The organism is Burkholderia sp. CpTa8-5, assembly GCF_017815045.1.
Classification (GTDB): domain Bacteria; phylum Pseudomonadota; class Gammaproteobacteria; order Burkholderiales; family Burkholderiaceae; genus Burkholderia; species Burkholderia sola.
Genome location: NZ_JAGIQD010000006.1, coordinates 177,413 through 194,016, shown reverse-complemented (window position 1 = coordinate 194,016; position 16,604 = coordinate 177,413). Strand labels below are relative to the sequence as shown.

Annotated in this window: 5 protein-coding genes; all 5 read right to left on the bottom strand. The window is 62.4% G+C overall.

Annotation, left to right across the window (positions count from 1 at the left end):
- Positions 1-12,021, bottom strand: a complete 12,021-nt coding sequence (locus J8I35_RS12295) for a hemagglutinin repeat-containing protein (RefSeq protein WP_209925576.1) — start codon at positions 12,019-12,021, stop codon at positions 1-3.
- Between the two features lie 351 nt (positions 12,022-12,372).
- The gene (locus J8I35_RS12290) at positions 12,373-13,098 is read right to left on the bottom strand and encodes an amino acid ABC transporter permease (RefSeq protein ID WP_209925574.1); all 726 of its coding nucleotides are present in this window, start codon (positions 13,096-13,098) and stop codon (positions 12,373-12,375) included.
- 2 nt (positions 13,099-13,100) lie between these two features.
- Entirely contained in the window at positions 13,101-13,823 is a 723-nt protein-coding gene (locus J8I35_RS12285) for an amino acid ABC transporter permease (RefSeq protein WP_124714634.1), read from the bottom strand.
- A gap of 96 nt (positions 13,824-13,919) precedes the next feature.
- Entirely contained in the window at positions 13,920-14,735 is an 816-nt protein-coding gene (locus J8I35_RS12280; protein ID WP_209925573.1) for an ABC transporter substrate-binding protein, read from the bottom strand.
- 426 nt (positions 14,736-15,161) lie between these two features.
- Positions 15,162-16,466 carry an MFS family transporter gene (locus J8I35_RS12275; RefSeq protein WP_050012591.1) on the bottom strand — a complete coding sequence of 435 codons (1,305 nt, stop codon included), beginning with the start codon at positions 16,464-16,466 and terminating at the stop codon, positions 15,162-15,164.
- Positions 16,467-16,604 lie beyond the last annotated feature (138 nt).

Genomic DNA, 16,604 nt, shown 5'->3' with positions numbered 1-16,604 from the left:
TTACTTCCCTATCACAATTGCATTGACGCCACGTGACATAGCAGAATTTAGTGCGCTAGCCAAGACTCCACGGGGACCCACGTAAGGGTCCCGAGTCATGTAGTACGAGACTCCGTTAACCATCGTTTCGCTGTCCACGATGATAAAGTGCCCGTTAACATTAACTATTGCCGACTGCCCATTTGACAACACTCGACTCAGTTGCCCTGGCAACATCACCGTCTCAACAGTATTCTGCACTCCAGCGTTTGATATTACGCTCGATAGCTCGGTCGTGCTGACGCCCGTTGGTCGGATGCCATTTGTGAAACTACCTATCGCGTCTGCCAAACTGACTGAGTTTCCGGTGTTATCTGTAATAACCATTGCCGCACACGCTGGACCACATACTGGCGCATTTCCCTGCAGAATCACGGTCCCGCTCGGCTGATAAGGAATAGTCTTGGGTACTCCAACAGCACCGCCAGCGCCATCCGATACACCAGCAACTTTGCTGTCTACGGCGGCTTGCACCGCTCCTTCGGCTCCTGAGCCGAAAACCGCGCCGAGCACGCGTGAAACAATCTTGCCAACGGCCGCCCCCCCTACCAGATTCTCGACCGTGTAGTCCGGCGTAACTGCGCCGTTCGACGCCCCAGCTCGCTGAAGCACGTTTTGCTCAAAGCCCGCCACCTGCTGATTTATCGCACCGGCCGTAGCGTAGTTTTTCTCTCCAATCCCCGCTGTATGTGGCGTCTGTCCCAGCGCTAACGCCTGCGCGGTGCCAGCCGGTGAATCGAACAAGTACTTATCGTTGTACTGCGCAGTAGTCGATTGGAACGTCTTGACCGGGCTACCATCCGCCACGATCGGACCGGTCGTCCCCGAGATCGTGTAGCCCGACATCCGATCGATCGCGTTCTGTGCAATCACCAGATTTTGCATAAAGCTGTTCAGGGTCTGCGTATTGCCCGACGCTTGGGCAGCCTGCGCTAACTGGAATACGTAGTTCGTGAGCTGCGACTGCGCGGCCGCGTCTACCTTTGCGCCTGCCGCCAACGTCAGCATATTGGTCCAGTAGTCAGTCAGCGTCGCTTGATCAGCCTGTGTCTTACCGATCGCGGCTGCAATACCCTTCGCCGCCGTAGAAATCATGGTGCGTTCTTGCGGGTGAAGTTGGCGATTGAACAGATCCGCGCTCAATGCACCATTTGCGCCGCTCATCGCACCAGCCGAGCCGCCCAGCAAACCGCCCGCCGCCGCACCAGCCAGCCCCGATGCCGCATTCGCCAACAACGTGCCGCCCAGTGTATCGCCGAGCGCGTTCCCAACGGCGTTGCCTGCCATGTCACCGGCTACCGTGCCAGCGGCCGCCCCGGCCACATTGCCACCGCCCATCGCCGCCCCGATTGCAGCTACTCCTGCGTGCGACGCAATGCGTGCGGCACCATCGTTACCCCACAAAGCTTCCTGCTGTTGCGCCGCCGTGAAATCTGCCTGTGCCTGGGCCATCCCGGCCGTGTCGCCTGTGGCACTAGCGTTGGCATATGCCAGTCGGGCCTTGGTTTCGTCTGCGATCGCCTTGTTTTGCAATGCGTTCGCTACGTCGCCCACCACCTGCATACCGACTTGGCCGACCGACTGCTGAACCGCGATGTCGTTCTGCACGTTCTGCGCATTGAACGTGTTCTGTACCGCACCGTTCGCATTCGCCGTGTCGCGGCTCAGCCCAGCAGTGCTGTCGTGTCCGGTACCCGTGTCACCGCGTACCGTGATCTTCCCAGGACTGACAGCCGCATAGGTCGTCCCCGACGCGTCGCTGCTCGTGCCAGCTGCCGAGAATCCGCTCGGCCCCAGGCCCTGCGAATTCAGCGCTCCCGTTGTGTTGTTAGCGCCCTGCTTGACAGGCGTATTGAGATTCACGCCCCCCGGCGTGCTGTTCCCGAATCCACCGCTCGCGCTGACGCCCACCGTATCGCCCGAGTAAGACGCGTGGTTCTCCAGATTCGAATAGCCAAGCGTCTGCGTCGACAAGCTGTTCTTATCAGGCGTCGCCGTGCTGGCGATCACGCCACCGTCGAGCTGCGTATGGTTCCCAACGTTCACGTTATACCCGCCGGTACCCGCATAGATGCCGCTTTGCTGGTTCACCGATTGATAGTTCGCGTTGATGTTCTGCTCGCTCGCGCTCGCGCTGCCGCTGACCGTCTGGCCATAGCAGAACGGCGGCACGCAAATACTTGCCTGGAATCCGGCGCTCGATTGCTTGCTGTCGTAGGTGCTGGTGTCTTGCTGGCTCTGGACGTTCAGGTCGCGCCCGACACTCGCGTTGATCGTATTGCCCGACACCTCGGCTCCACGCAAGTTCGTATCGCGTCCGCTCGTAATCGACAGCGTATCGCTCGCGTTAATCTGCGTATCCCGATTCGTCACACTGTTACCGTTCGCATGGCCGTGTGCCGTGCTCGCGCCAAGCTCAAGCGTGAAACCATTCTGCTGTCCACCGAGAGCGGCTCCGACACCGATACTCCCGCTGCTGCTACTGTTACTGCTCGATTGCTGGCTCGTATCCTTCGCGCTCGTCAGGTTGATGTCGCGCGCCGCGCTCAGCTCAACGTGCTGCGCGCTAATCTGCGTCCCGCTGGCATTGATGTCACCGTCGGTCGCAAAGCCATTTGCATCCTTGGCTCCGCTCCCCGTTGCAATCAGCGTTGCCTTACCGCCAGCGTGCAGCGTGCTCCCGTCGTTGGCGACCGAGCTCGATTGCGCTTCGCTGTGGCTGGTACCGCCGCCAATGCTGACCGTCGCCTTGACCAGTGCCTGATTCGTTGGCTGCCCGTTACTCAATGCACTACCAACTTGATATGCGTTGTATGCGGCAAGTCCGGCCTGTACCTTGTCGAGCGCCGCCAATCGCGAGTCGCCGCCGCGCGCCGGCTGGCCAAACGCCTGGTTCGCCTGCGCGATTGCATTGCCCACTGCACCGCCAAGCGCAACACTGACGCCGAACTGGCTCGAATCCTGACTCATGCGGCTCTGTGTCGCGTCCGTTCCCGGATCGAGATTCAAGTTCTTGCCGATCAGCGTCAAATCCTTACCCGCACTCAGGTCGGAGCCTGCCACCGTAATGTCCTGCTTCGCATCGAGCGTCACGTTGCCGTTGCCGCTCACAATCTGGCTGCGCATCGTGCTCTGCGTTTGCGACGACGTGTCCTGCACGCTATGGCTATTCGCCACACCGACCGAAAAACCGGTCGCCGTGCCGTTGCTACCGAGGCTGCCAACCTGGTGGCTACTCGATTCCTGGTGCGTCACGTTGGTTTCGAGCCCCGCCAGTACATTGATCGCGCCCTGTGTAGCGACGAGATCGACGCCCTGCGTTCCGCTGATGCCCGACCCGACGACGTTAATGTCGCCCGTCTTGCTCTTGATGACAACGCTATTGCCAGTGACCGACGACGCCGTTTGCTGGGTCATCGTCTGGCTGCCGTCCGAATTGCTCCGGCTCGCGTTGTACGGTGACGGACTGTTCCCGCCACTGTTGGCCGTGCCGCCGATCCAGCGAGCGACGTCTCCAAGGCTCGGCGCCGACAGTAGCGCGAGGCTCGTGCTGGAACTGCTCGACGACGTACTCTGCCGAAGCTGATCGGTCGACGCCTGCAACGTCACGTCGCGGTTGGCATCCAGCGTCGCCGTACCGCCAGCGCTGATCGCGGAGCCAATCACGGCAATATCGCCGTCCACGGTGTTCCCATTCGCATCTTTCTGCGCACCGCCGGTCGCTTTCACGGTCACGTTGCCGCCGCCACGCACCGTGCTTCCCGCATTCGTCAAACTCGACATGTCGGTCGTACTGCTGCTACGGCTCCGACCGTACGTCACCGAAATCGACGGCACATCGGCCGCACTTGCGCCGATTTCGGTCAGCACCGATTGGCCTCGCTGGAAACCGTTGCCCGAGGACGCATCCGCTTTCAGGTTGCGCACCGTATCAAACGGCGTACCAGTGACCGCCACCGTCAACCCGCTCGAACGCGCTTCTTGCTGATCATGCGATTGCGCACGGTCCTGTCCCGAGTCGATCGTGACGTTCTCGCCAGCAATGCTGATGTTACCCGTCGCGCCCTTGACGTCGTCCACCGCCTTGCCGGCGACCACATCGCTACCGCCGATATGAACGTCCTTGCCAGCCGACACCTTCACGTTGCCTTCGACGCTGCCGACGGAGCTGCGTGATTGGCTTTGCGTCGTCGAAGTTGCGTTATATCGATCGCTCTTTTCGCTCGATCCGATCGTGATACCCAGACCACCCGAGCCGGACAGGCCCGAATGCTTCTCTTGGTGATACTCGTTGTCCTGATACGTGTTGGTTGCTGCAGTGATGTTGACATTGTCCTTGGCCGACAGTGCCACATCGTGCGTCCCGACAATGGAGCTACCGGTGACGTTGATGTCTTTCCCGCTTACGACCGTTACGCCATCGGCCGAGATCGTGCTGCCATTGGCATACGTGGTGGTCTGATCAACCCGGTTTGTCGCGCTCGCATGACTTGCGACGCCACCGTGGTCGTGCGACTCGTCCATGTTCGACACATGGGTTTCGGTCGCCGCGCCGACGTTCACGTTGCCGACTGCCATCAGGCCCACGTTGCCCTGGTCAAGCGAGATCGTGCTTCCGATGACGTTGATGTCCTTGCCTGAAGCAACGTTCACGGTATTGCCGCTATGCACCGCCGTGCCAACCACGGTCTGGTCGGACGTGTGCAATGTTTCCGAATAGCTGCCGTGGTGGTCGCTACCCGAACTGTTGCTGTCGATCGTCGAGGTCGTGCTCGCCGCGCCAAGCGTGACATTCCCCTTGGCGGCGATCGTGCCCCCGTTGCCCAGGTTGATTTGCGCGCCGGCTGCGGTCAGATCGCCATTCACCCCGATCATCGACACGCCACCAATATTCACAGCGCTCCCAACCACACCGTTGATGTCGGTATTCGATACGCCATTCGCGCGCTGCACGATCTTGTGTTCGCCGACTTGCTGCGTACCGAGGCCGTAGTTCCCGCCAACAAGCAGGCCGAGATTCCCGCCAACTGTCAGCGCACCCGCATGCTGTTCAAGGTTGCCGCCGGCGATGATCGCCGCGTCGCCCTTGACGTCGAGTTGAGCAATCGGCCCAAGCGTCGTCTTGACGCTCGTCGCACCGTCGCGGCTTACCTGGGTGTCGGTATTCACCGCGCTATTGAGAATGAGATCACCGCCTGCATTCAGCTTCAGGCTACCCGCATTCACCTTCGCCGAGGTCAGGTCGACATTTCCGTCCGTCTTCAGCGACATGAGGCCGCCGCTTTGAAGCGCACCGAACGCGTTGTCGATCTGCTTGCCTTGAATCGACAGCGAATTGTCCGCCTTCAGCGTGCCGCTGTTCGTGAAGTTCTGCGCGTCCTTCAGATCGATGTCGGTGGCGGTGATCAGCGGACCATTGATGTTCTGCTGGTTCGCCTGTGCCAGATACACGACCGGCACGAGCACCGACTGACCGTCGACCACGCGCGTTTCCATCATGATCACGTTACCGGTCAGCTTCGATACCTGCTCCGAAGACAGGCTCGCGCCCAGCGGCAGATTAAGCGACTTCTCCAACGATGCGCCCGCCGCCATCAGTTGCTGATACATCGCCTGAAGGTCCGCGTATGGACCCAATACCGCGCGGCCGGTCAGCGCCGTCACCTGATTACGAACAAGCTGTTGCTCATAGAACCCGTCGCCCAGTCGCTTCGGAATGTGGGTCAGGTCGACGCCAATCTGACCGAAGAAATAGTCACTTGAAATGAAGCTCTTTTGGTTCGTGAACGCCGGGTTCGTCTCGATCACGTAGCTCGCATTCGGCGACGGATTCGGTCGGTACAAGCCACCCTGCGGAATCGTCAGGTTGTTCAGCACGTTCAACGCAGTCGCGCTTGCAATGATCCGATCGACCGGTGTTGAGGCGCCGCCATGCACCGGCGCCGCCGACTGGGCGCCCGCGCCCGCGATCGTTCCTCGAACGGCGCCACCAGTCGTTGCCGAGGCCGTTGCATTGCCGTTGAGCGTGGCAGGCGTCACCGTCGCCCCCGAACCCGCCGCTGCGCCATTGAGCGAGACCGGCGTCAAACCCGTGATCGATTGACCGGGCAGCAGCCCGAGCGACGGAAGCGATGCGTTGCCTGCGGTATTGTTGATGCTCACGCCCGTGCCGGAAATCGTACCGTTCGAACCCAAGGTCGAATCGTAGGCCGGCAGACGGTAGGTCTTGACGTCTGCTGGCGCGACTTGGGTATAGCCGCCCGGCCGGCCCGTCACGAACGGGGCGTTGCCAAACGGCAATTGCCAGTTATATTCGCTGCTGTCGTAGTTGTTGTAGTGGTACTGGCCCGAGTACGTCACCGTCACGGTCGGCGCCTGCTGGCCCGTCGCCGCCCAACCGTTGCCGTCATAGTTTTGCGGCAAGTTGAGGTTGCCAACGGCCGTGATACTGCTCCAGTAGTTTTGCAGGGTACCGGTCGATGTTGCGTTAAGACTGCCGCCCGACACGATTTGCGCAGTCGGGCTCAATGCCGTGACCGTGTTCCCCACAGCCGTTCCAGTATAGGTCGTGTAGAAGTACCCGCTGTTCCACTGGCCGCCGTGCGGCGGGTCAATGTACATACCGCCCGGCTGGGCGATCAAGGCGGCTGTTATGGCCGGTGTGATGTTGGAGGGCCCGAGACCGGCGATCATCTGTCCCCCTCCCGCGCAATTCACCACAAAGTACGATGCGCAACCTGACAGGCTAATGCCGTATTGCGCGAGGGCCGCCGGATCAACGTTACTCGTGCTTCCCGTCGTGCTCATCACACGACGCGTGCTCGTCACCTTGTCGGCGTGCAGCTCCATATCACCGCCGGACTGAATCAGAGCGGATACGTTATTGATCAGCGACGCGTTCGTATAATTGCCGCTCGCATCCTTGCCGCCCGCGAGCACAACCTTACCCATCCCGAAAATCGCCGTCGTCGGCATCGAATCGGTCGCCGTCGCGTCGTCACGGTTTTCGATGTCGTGCGCGAGAATTTCAAGCTTGCCGTTGCTATCCGATGCGCCAATCAACGCCGTCGACCCAACGTTCGACACCGTGCCGGTTGCGTTGAGCGAGACGCTCCCTCCCACCAGCGACCCGGTGTTGGACAGATTGCTCGATTGCGTATGCAGCAGTCCACCGGCCGACAACGCGCCCGAATTGACGATATTGGCCGCGTTAATGTTCAGGCCATTGATGGTTTGGAAACCCGCGTTGTTGGTGAACGTGCCGGGTAGCGCAAAGGTAAGGTCGTTGCCGACGTTGAACTGCGTATCCGGCGTTGTCGTGTAATCGCCTTGCAGATTCACGCGTACATCGTGCGCTGCGCTATACGCGCCGCCGCCTTGCAGTGTCGGAGCCGTGATCGTCAGGTCGTGCGTCGAGCTGATTTGCCCATTCGTATTCGTGAGTGCGGCGCTCGTCGTCACGTCCACGTTGCCGCTCGAATTCGCAACGCTGCCGATTTGCCCGCCGCTGTTGTCCAAGGTCGCCCCTTGAACATGGAGGCTCGTGCCGCTCAACTGCCCGCCTTGCGTGTTCGAAATCGATGTCGCGCTGATCGTAACGTCGCCGTTACCGGTGATCGCGCCCATGCCCGACACGTTGCCCGCGCGGCTGTTCGTGATCTGGTTGCCGCCCTGCACGGTCATCGCGCCCGTACCGAGGTCGGTAATGGCCCCGTCGGCGTTGTTGACCGATCCGGAATGAATCGCGAGCGTGCTCGTGTCGCCCGCCGTCGCCTGACCGGCCTGAAGGTGCCCGGCCTGGTTCACCAGCGCGCCGCCGCTCGTCAACGACAGAGACGCGCCCGCACGCACCAGCCCTTGTGCGTTGTTCACGTCGCCCGCAACCGTCGCCGTCACGCCGCCCTGTGCCGCGAGAATGCCGTTCGAGTTGTCCCAACTGCTCGCGTCGACAACCGCTCGCCCCTTGGTGACAATGGTCCCGCCTGCATTGTTCAGCGCACTCGCGCCGTTACCCGGCGCGATGGTCAGCATCCCGGTGCCGGCATGCGTGATCGTGCCGCCGGCATTGTTCAATTGGCTAGCGACCAGCGTCAGGTCCGCACTGTTCGTTTGAATCACGCCCGCTGCGGAGTTGTCGAGCGAACCACTGACGTTGACAGCCATGGCTGACGAGCCATATTGCGTGATCGTCCCGCCGTGGTTCGTCAGGTTCGGCGCGGTCAACGCAAGTTGGTTGGCTTCGAGCTTGCCCCTGCTGTTGTCGATCGTCGAACCGGCCGTCACGGACAGATTGGACGCGCTGACCGATCCGCTCTGGTTCGTCATCGAGCCCGTGTGGATCGACGCATTCGTGCTCGCGCCAATCTGACCGCCGTCGTTCGTCAGCGTGCTGCTGGAAATGCCAAGGTCCGCACGGGACTGCAACTTGCCGTTCGTATTGTTCAACGCGCTGCCGACCGTCGCCGTCAACCCGGATTTGCCGTTGATCAACCCCGACGTATTGTTCAGCGTGGCCGAGTGCTCCACGACGCTACCGTTGCTTGCAATCGATCCGCCAACGTTCGATACCGATCCCGTCGCGTTTCCAAGCGTCAGCGTGCCACTGCCGGCATGCGTAATCGTGCCGCCATCGTTCACGAGTGATGCAGGAGAAAGCGTCAGGTCCGTACTGTTGGTTTGTAGCGTGCCGCCATTCGAATTGTCGAGCGTGCCGCTGACGTTGACAGCCATGGCCGACGAGCCAAGTTGCGTAATCGTGCCGCCGCGGTTCGTGAGATTCGACGCGCTCAACGCGAGCTGATTCGCTTCGAGCGAACCGTCATTGTTGTCAAGCGTCGAGTCGGCCTTCACCGACAGGTTAGGCGCAACGATCGAACCGCTCAGGTTCGACATCGCGCCCGTGTAGATCATCGCGTTCGCGCTTGCGCCAATTTGGCCACCGTCGTTCGTCAGCGTGCCGCTGGAAACGGCAAGGTCCGTACTGGACAACAGCTTGCCATGCGTGTTGTTCAATGCGCCGGCGATCGTCGCTGTCACCCCGGCTTGGCCATTGATCGCCCCCGACGTGTTGTTCAGCGAACCGCTTTGCGCGACGACTCGCCCATTGCTCGCGATCGAGCCGTCGACGTTCGAAATCGAACCAGTGCCGTTGCCAATCGTCAGCGTGCCGGTACCCGCATGCGTAATCGTGCCGCCATCGTTCACGAGCGAAGCCGGGGTCAGCGTAAGGTCGGTGCTGTTCGTCTGAATCACACCGGCTGCCGAGTTATCGAGCGTGCCGCTGACGTCGACAGCCATGGTCGACGAGCCATATTGCGTGATCGTGCCGCCATGGTTCGTCAGGTTCGGTGTGGTCAACGCGAGCTGGTTGGCTTCGAGCTTGCCGCCGCTATTGTTAAGCGTCGAATCAGCCGTCACCGACAGGTTAGGCGCAACGATCGAACCGCTCAGGTTCGTCATCGAGCCCGTGTGGATCATCGCGTTCGTAGTCGCGCTAACCTGACCGCCGTCGTTCGTGAGCGTGCCGCTGGTGATGCCAAGGTCCGTATTGGACAGCAGCTTGCCATTCGTATTGTTCAGCGCGCTACCGACCGTGGCCGACAGGCTGGTTTGGCCGCTGATCGAGCCGGCCGTGTTGTTCAGCGTGGCCGATTGCGCCACCACGCGCCCGTTGCTCGCGATCGTACCGCCGATGTTCGACACTGATCCCGTGCCGTTGCCGAGCGTAAGCGTGCCGGTGCCCGCATGCGTGATCTTGCCGCCGTCATTGACCAGCAAGGCGGGAGCGAGCGTCAGGTCGGTACTGTTGGTTTGCAGCGTGCCGCCGCCGGAATTGTCGAGCGTGCCCGACACGTTCACACTCATCGCGCCGGTGCCGATCTGCGTGATCGTGCCGCCGTGATTCACGAGGTCGGTCGCGTTCAACGACACCGTGTCGGCCTTCACCGCGCCTGCGCTATTGTCGAGGGTCGTGCCGCTCAGTGCCGCCGTCTGAGCGACAATCGAGCCGCCGCTGTTGATCAGACGCGCGCCCGCATCGACCGCCACCTTTTGCGTAGCCTGCAAAGCGCCACCGCTATTGTCGATCGATTGTCCCGAGACATGCAGATTCGTACTGGACGTCATCGTCCCGTGGTTGGCAACGTTGCCGCCGTGCACGGTGACGTCGCCGTTGCCACCGATCACGCCGCCCTGCGCGCCGTTTGCAGTCTTGCCCGCTGCGTTGGTCAACTGGCCGCTGGTCGTCACGGAGAGGCCGTCGCTGTTGAGCGACGTAATCCGACCCGCCGTGTTGTCCAGCGACGCACCGGCCACCGTCATGCCAGCCGCGCTCTGAACGGTGCCCTGGTTGTTCGCGATGGCGCCGCCACGCACGTCCGCCGTGCTTTCGGATACCAGTTCGCCGGACTGGTTGGCGATCTGGCCTGCGACGTTGACCGACAGCTGCCCCTGCGACGACACCTTGCCGCCCTGGTTCGACAGGTTGCCGCCGGTCAGCGTCGTGCCGTTGCCGCTCGACAGGCTGCCGTGATCGTTGATCACGGTGCCCGATGCGTTCGCCTGAATGGCGCCTTGCGCGCTCGTCGTCGCGTTCGACAGATTCACGTCGCCGGCCGTCGCGTTCAGCGACAGATTGCCGTTCGCGGCGGTCTGGCTGCCGGCGAGATTCACACTGCCGCCCGTCAGCGACGCGTTACCGCCCGCGACTTTTTGGCCGGTCGCGGTCAGTTGGCCCGACACGGTCAGGTTCAGGTCGCCGCTGCGCGCCACGGAACCGTCGTTGTTCACGCCCGCCCCGAGCGTGCCGGTCGAGTTGATGCTACCGGCGTTGACCGTCGTATTTTGCTGCGCCGCGAGCGTCCCGCTGTTCGTCAGATCGGCTGCAGTGTTCGCCGACAACGATTGTTGCGCATACGTGGTGCCGCTATTCTGGATGCCGCCCGACGCCGACATCGCAAGGTTGCCGCTTGCCGTGGTCTTGCCCGCGAGCACAAGCCGGCCGTCCGATTGCAACGTCAAATCGCCTGCCTGCGCCGCGATCGTCCCTGCGTTCGCGACACCAACGCCTGCGGAGTTGCCAACCAGAAACACCCTATTGGCATACATGCCGCCTAACTGAGCCACGTCAATCGCGACAGCAGGTGCAGGACCGTCACCGGCGACCTGCGTCGCGGCAAGCGTGTCGTGATTAACCTGATTCGTACCGGCGACTACATTGAGATTCTTCGCATAGATCGCGGCATTAGCCTGTATGGCACGGGCGATGATGTCGGTCTGATCAACATTCGAAGTATCGAGGCCCGCGCCTTGCACGGTTACGAGGCCGCGATTGACATTGAAGCCCGTCAACGCCCCGTCCGCGCCAAACTGCGGCACGCCGGTTGTCAAGACCGCGCGCGAGGTATTGATGAACCCGCCACCGTCCACGACGATACCGGCAGGGTTGGCCAGCACGATCTCCGCGCGGCTGCCCGCGATCTCCACATACCCCTTGATCTGGCTCGCCGCGGTGCTGTTGACCTGGTTGACGATGATGCGCGCCGCCTGCCCCGCGCTCAGGTTCGGGTTGCCGTTGATATAGCCGGCCTGCTGCGTGTTGACGATCGTCGACGCGTTGTTCAGGATCGCGCCGTTTTTCTGAACGTCGAACTGGTTATAGGTGTTCAGCGACACGCCGGCAGCGCTCGGCGTGTTGATGTTGACTTGCGGCAGGCCGTTCGGCGTCTGCACCACCGCGGGCGCGTGAGGCCCCGCGCCGACGATCTGCGCAGTCGCCCATATCGGATTCGCGCCGGCTGCGACCAGCGCGCCGAATGCAGTCACCCGTAATGCGAACTTCGCTGCCGGATGCTCGGCGCCGCGCTTGGCGACACGGCGAGTCTCGCCCGTATTTGTTTTCCCCGTGCTGCTGGCCGTTTCTTCGACGGCAACCAACATACCCCGTACGCGGCTGAATACCAGCCGATAATGGTTTTTGTTCATCTTCTTGGTCTACTCGCGATTTTCGTTCGATCCGCCCTGACGGCCTCGGACATCGCGTGGAATCTATTTGAAATCGTGGAAAGGCACCGTCAACGAGTGTCAATCGTCGCCGGGAAGCGACGGACGAGACGACTCGATACATCGGTCGATTACTGCCATGCCAATCCGACTATCTCGATATTTTATATAATGAAATACTCCGCCGACTGCAAATATCGACGGTATTGTTAACGGCAATCCGGGCGAATCTTACCTCACCCATCAGTTCAAAAAAATCCCTGACAGAATTGCGAGGTCGAATCGGCATGCGACCTGTAATCAGATCTCTTGTAATTGCTTATCGGGATTACATCATCGCAAGGATTTGATCCGTTCGACCGCCGTGCTCTCGACACGCCGCGCCTGCGCCCCCCGCGACAACAACCACCGCGCCGCGCCATCGAGCGACGTGCACAGCACCAGATAGATCACCGCGACGAACAGGAAGATCGGCGCCGGATACACCATCAGCCGGTTGTTCACCTGCGTTGCGACGAACGACAGCTCCGGCACGCCGACGATATACGCGAGCGACGTGTCCTTCACGAGCGCGACCCACTGGTTGACGAACGACGGCGTCATGATCCGGATCGCCTGCGGCAGCAGCACGTAGCGCACCGTCTGCCAGCGCGTGAGCCCGAGCGAGAGCCCCGCCTGCCATTGCCCGTCGCCCGCCGCGACGATCCCCGCATGCACCGCATGCGCGAGATACGCGCCGCCGACCAGCGCCAGCGCGCACACGACCGTCGCGAGCCCCGGCACGTCCATGTGCAGCAGCACGGGCATCAGGAAATACGTCCAGAAGATCAGCATCAGCACCGGAGTCGCGCGGAAGAAACCGATGAATGCGAGGAGCAGCACGCGCGACGGACCGCGTGCGAGCGCCATCGCGACACCGAGCGCCACGCCGAGCACGGCCGACGCAATGGCGCTCGCGAGCGCAAGCACCAGCGACAGCGCGGCGCCGCCGAGCGGGCCGTCCGGAAACGCACCGACCAACAGGTACGGCAGATTCGAGAGCAGCAGCGAAAGATCCATCGTCAGCGCCCTGCTCCGAGCCGGTCGCGCCATTGCGTGGCCGCATACGCACCGGCCTCGATCGCGGCCACCGCCGCGACGTACAGCAGCGTCGCGACGCCGAACGCGGCGAACGTCTTGAACGTCTCGGTCTCGACCTGCCGCGACGCATACGACAGCTCGGCCACGCCGATCGCCATCGCGAGCGACGAGTTCTTCACGAGATTCATGTATTGGCCGAACAGCGGCGGCAGCGCGATGCGCACGGCCTGCGGCAGCACCACGTAACGCAGCGACTGCGTCGGCGTGAGGCCGAGCGCGGCCGCCGCATCGTGTTGCGCCCGCCGCACGCCGCGCAGGCCGGCTTCGCATTCCTCGGCGACGAACGCAGCCGTATAGGCGCTCAATCCCACCCAGCCCGCGACGAATTCGAACGACGGCCACGCGATCGTGAACGGGCCGGCGCTCACCGCATGACGCGCATTGAGCCACGCGATCCACGTATCGGGCAGCAACGACGCGACGCCGAAATACCAGAACAGCAGTTGCACGAGCAGCGGCGTGTTGCGGAATGCGACGACGTACGCGGCGGCGAACGCGCGCGGCGTCCTGCCGCGCGCATGCCGCATCACGGCGAGCAGCAGCCCGCCGACGGTCGCGGCAATCGCCGACGCGGCCGCGAGGCCGAGTGTCAGCAGGAAGCCCTGCCAGAGCCAGGATAGATATTTGGGAGCCAATCCGAGCATGCTGGAGAGCGCGCACGACGCGCGCGGTCGGAGATGAAAACGAAAAGCGCCGCGCGGCCAGTGTTCCGGCCGATCGCGGCGCGCGTGCAGCGAAGGTCAGGTCTTGTCGCCGATCCGGAAAATTCGCGTGAGCGGCGTCTTCGTCGTCGGCCCGAACCATGCGTCGTAGATCTGCGTGGCGCGGCCGTTCGCCTCGAGCCCCTTCAGCGTGTCGTTGACGAAGCCGAGCAGGCGCGTTTCGCCCTTCGGCACGCCGACGCCCATGTAGTCGTTCGAGATCGTGAACGCCGGGATCTCGTAGTTCTGCTTGTCGGGCACGTTCGCGAGCAGGCCGATCAGTTTCGGGCCGTCCTGCGTGATCGCCTGCACGTTGCCGGCGCGCAGGGCGGCGAACGCGAACGGCGTGTCGTCGTACGCGACGATCGTCGCCTTCGGGAATTTCTCGCGCAGCGTGATCTCGTTCGTCGTGCCCTTGTCCGCGCCGACGCGCAGCGCGTTCAGCTGGTCGGCCGATTTCAGCACGCCCTTCTTCGCGAGAAACTGCTGGCCCGACGAGAAATACGGGATGCTGAAGTCGACCTGCTTCGCGCGCTCGTCGGTGATCGTGAAGTTCGCGAGCACGAGATCGACCTTGCCGGACGTCAAAAACGGAATGCGGTTCGCGGGGTTGGTCGGTTGCAGTTGCAGCTTCACGCCGAGCTTGTCGGCGAGCGCCTTCGCGTAATCGACGTCGAGACCGACGATGTGGTTGCTTTTCGCGTCGACATAACCGAACGGCGGGTTGCTGTCGAACGTCGCGACGCGCAGCACGCCGGCCTTCTTGATGTCGTCGAGACGGTCCGCATGCGCGACGGTGCCTGCGGAGATGAGCGCGACCCCGATGAGCCACGTAGCGAGCGTGTTGATTTTCATGAGCACGACCTGATTTGTTATGGAGGCCGCCGCGGATCGCGCGGCGGCACGGTTCGAAACACATCGCGACGAAGTGTGTCGTCGCGAAGCCGCTAACGTATCAGCGCGTGCGGCGAATTCGAACCAACAAATGGTGCTTTGCTCTGCGGGTTTCGTGATGAGGCACATGGGCTGCGGTCACGCACGCGGTCACACAAAAAAAGACGCCCGCTGCAAGCAGCGGGCGCGAATCCCAGTCAAGGAGGTGTCACACGAACTACGCAGCCAGATTAAGGAAATCGCCCGTCATGGACAACGAATCGATTTCCATATCGATATGACGCGGCACGCTCATGCCGGCGCGTGCGGAATCGCACGCCGCAAAAAAACGTCCCGCCAACCGGCGGGACGTTCGTCATCATGCAAGTACGCGCGACGCGCGGCCGATCACGGCTCGTGACGCAGATACCCTTCCTTGCTCGGATCGCGCATCCGCCACGACACGATCAGCGAGATCGCGCACAGCACGGTCACGTACCAGTAGAAGGTTTCCTCGCTGCCGATCGACTTGAACCACAGCGCAACGTACTCGGCCGAGCCGCCGAAGATCGCGTTCGCCACCGCATACGACAGGCCGACGCCCATCGCGCGCACTTCCGGCGGGAACATCTCGGCCTTGATGAGGCCGCTGATCGACGTGTAGAAACTGACGATCGCCAGCGCCACCGTGATCAGCACGAATGCGGCCACCGGGCTCGTCACGTCCTTCAGCGCGTGCATCAGCGGCACCGTGCCGATCACCGCGAACGAACCGAACAGGATCATCGACGTGCGGCGGCCGATCTTGTCCGACAGCGCGCCGAACACCGGCTGCATCAGCATGTAGACGAGCAGCGCGACGGTCATCACGTTGCTGGCCGTCTTCGCGTGCATGCCGGCCGTGTTCACGAGGTACTTCTGCATGTACGTCGTGAACGTGTAGAAGATCAGCGAGCCGCCGGCCGTGAAGCCGACCACGGTGAAGAACGCGCCCTTGTGCTGCCACACGCCGCGGATCGTGCCGGCGTCTTTCTTGTCGCGCGATGCGCTCGTCGACGTCTCGTCGAGCGACTTGCGCAGGTACAGCGAAATCAGCGCGGCCGCCGCGCCGACCACGAACGGAATGCGCCAGCCCCATGCTTTCAGCTCGCCGGCGGACAGCGTCTGCTGCAGGATCACGAGTACCAGCAGCGCGCACAGCTGGCCGCCGATCAGCGTCACGTACTGGAACGATGCGAAGAAGCCGCGACGGCCCTTCAGCGCGACTTCACTCATGTAGGTCGCGCTCGTCCCGTACTCGCCGCCCACCGACAGGCCCTGGAACAGGCGCGCGACCAGCAGCAGCGCCGGCGCGAGCGCGCCGATCTGCGCATAGGTCGGCAGCACCGCGATCACGAGCGACCCGCCGCACATCATCAGCACCGAGATCATCATCGCCGCGCGACGGCCGTGACGGTCGGCGATGCGGCCGAACAGCCAGCCGCCGATCGGACGCATCAGGAAGCCGGCCGCGAACACGCCGGCCGTGTTCAGCAACTGCGTCGTCGTGTTGCCGCTCGGGAAGAACGCCGGCGCGAAGTACAGCGCGCAGAACGAGTAGATGTAGAAGTCGAACCACTCGACGAGGTTGCCCGATGAGGCGCCGACGATGGCGAACACGCGCCGCCGGGTGTCATGCGCGGACAGCGCAGCTTGGTCGGTCTGGACGTCCATGGGTTGGTCTGTTCCTTTTAGTGCTTTCTGGGCGAGACGGCTGGGGGCCGCCGCGTGCGGTCGCACGTGGCACCGGTTCCGGCGCACGGCGCTACGGGATTTTAGCGAAATGTAAAGTAACAAGCGCTCCGGGTTCGT

Excerpts from the sequence above, each read along its gene's own strand:
- J8I35_RS12295 (WP_209925576.1), bottom strand. The coding sequence starts at position 12,021 with ATGAACAAAAACCATTATCGGCTGGTATTCAGCCGCGTACGGGGTATG.
- J8I35_RS12290 (WP_209925574.1), bottom strand. The coding sequence starts at position 13,098 with ATGGATCTTTCGCTGCTGCTCTCGAATCTGCCGTACCTGTTGGTCGGT.
- J8I35_RS12285 (WP_124714634.1), bottom strand. The coding sequence starts at position 13,823 with ATGCTCGGATTGGCTCCCAAATATCTATCCTGGCTCTGGCAGGGCTTC.
- J8I35_RS12280 (WP_209925573.1), bottom strand. The coding sequence starts at position 14,735 with ATGAAAATCAACACGCTCGCTACGTGGCTCATCGGGGTCGCGCTCATC.
- J8I35_RS12275 (WP_050012591.1), bottom strand. The coding sequence starts at position 16,466 with ATGGACGTCCAGACCGACCAAGCTGCGCTGTCCGCGCATGACACCCGG.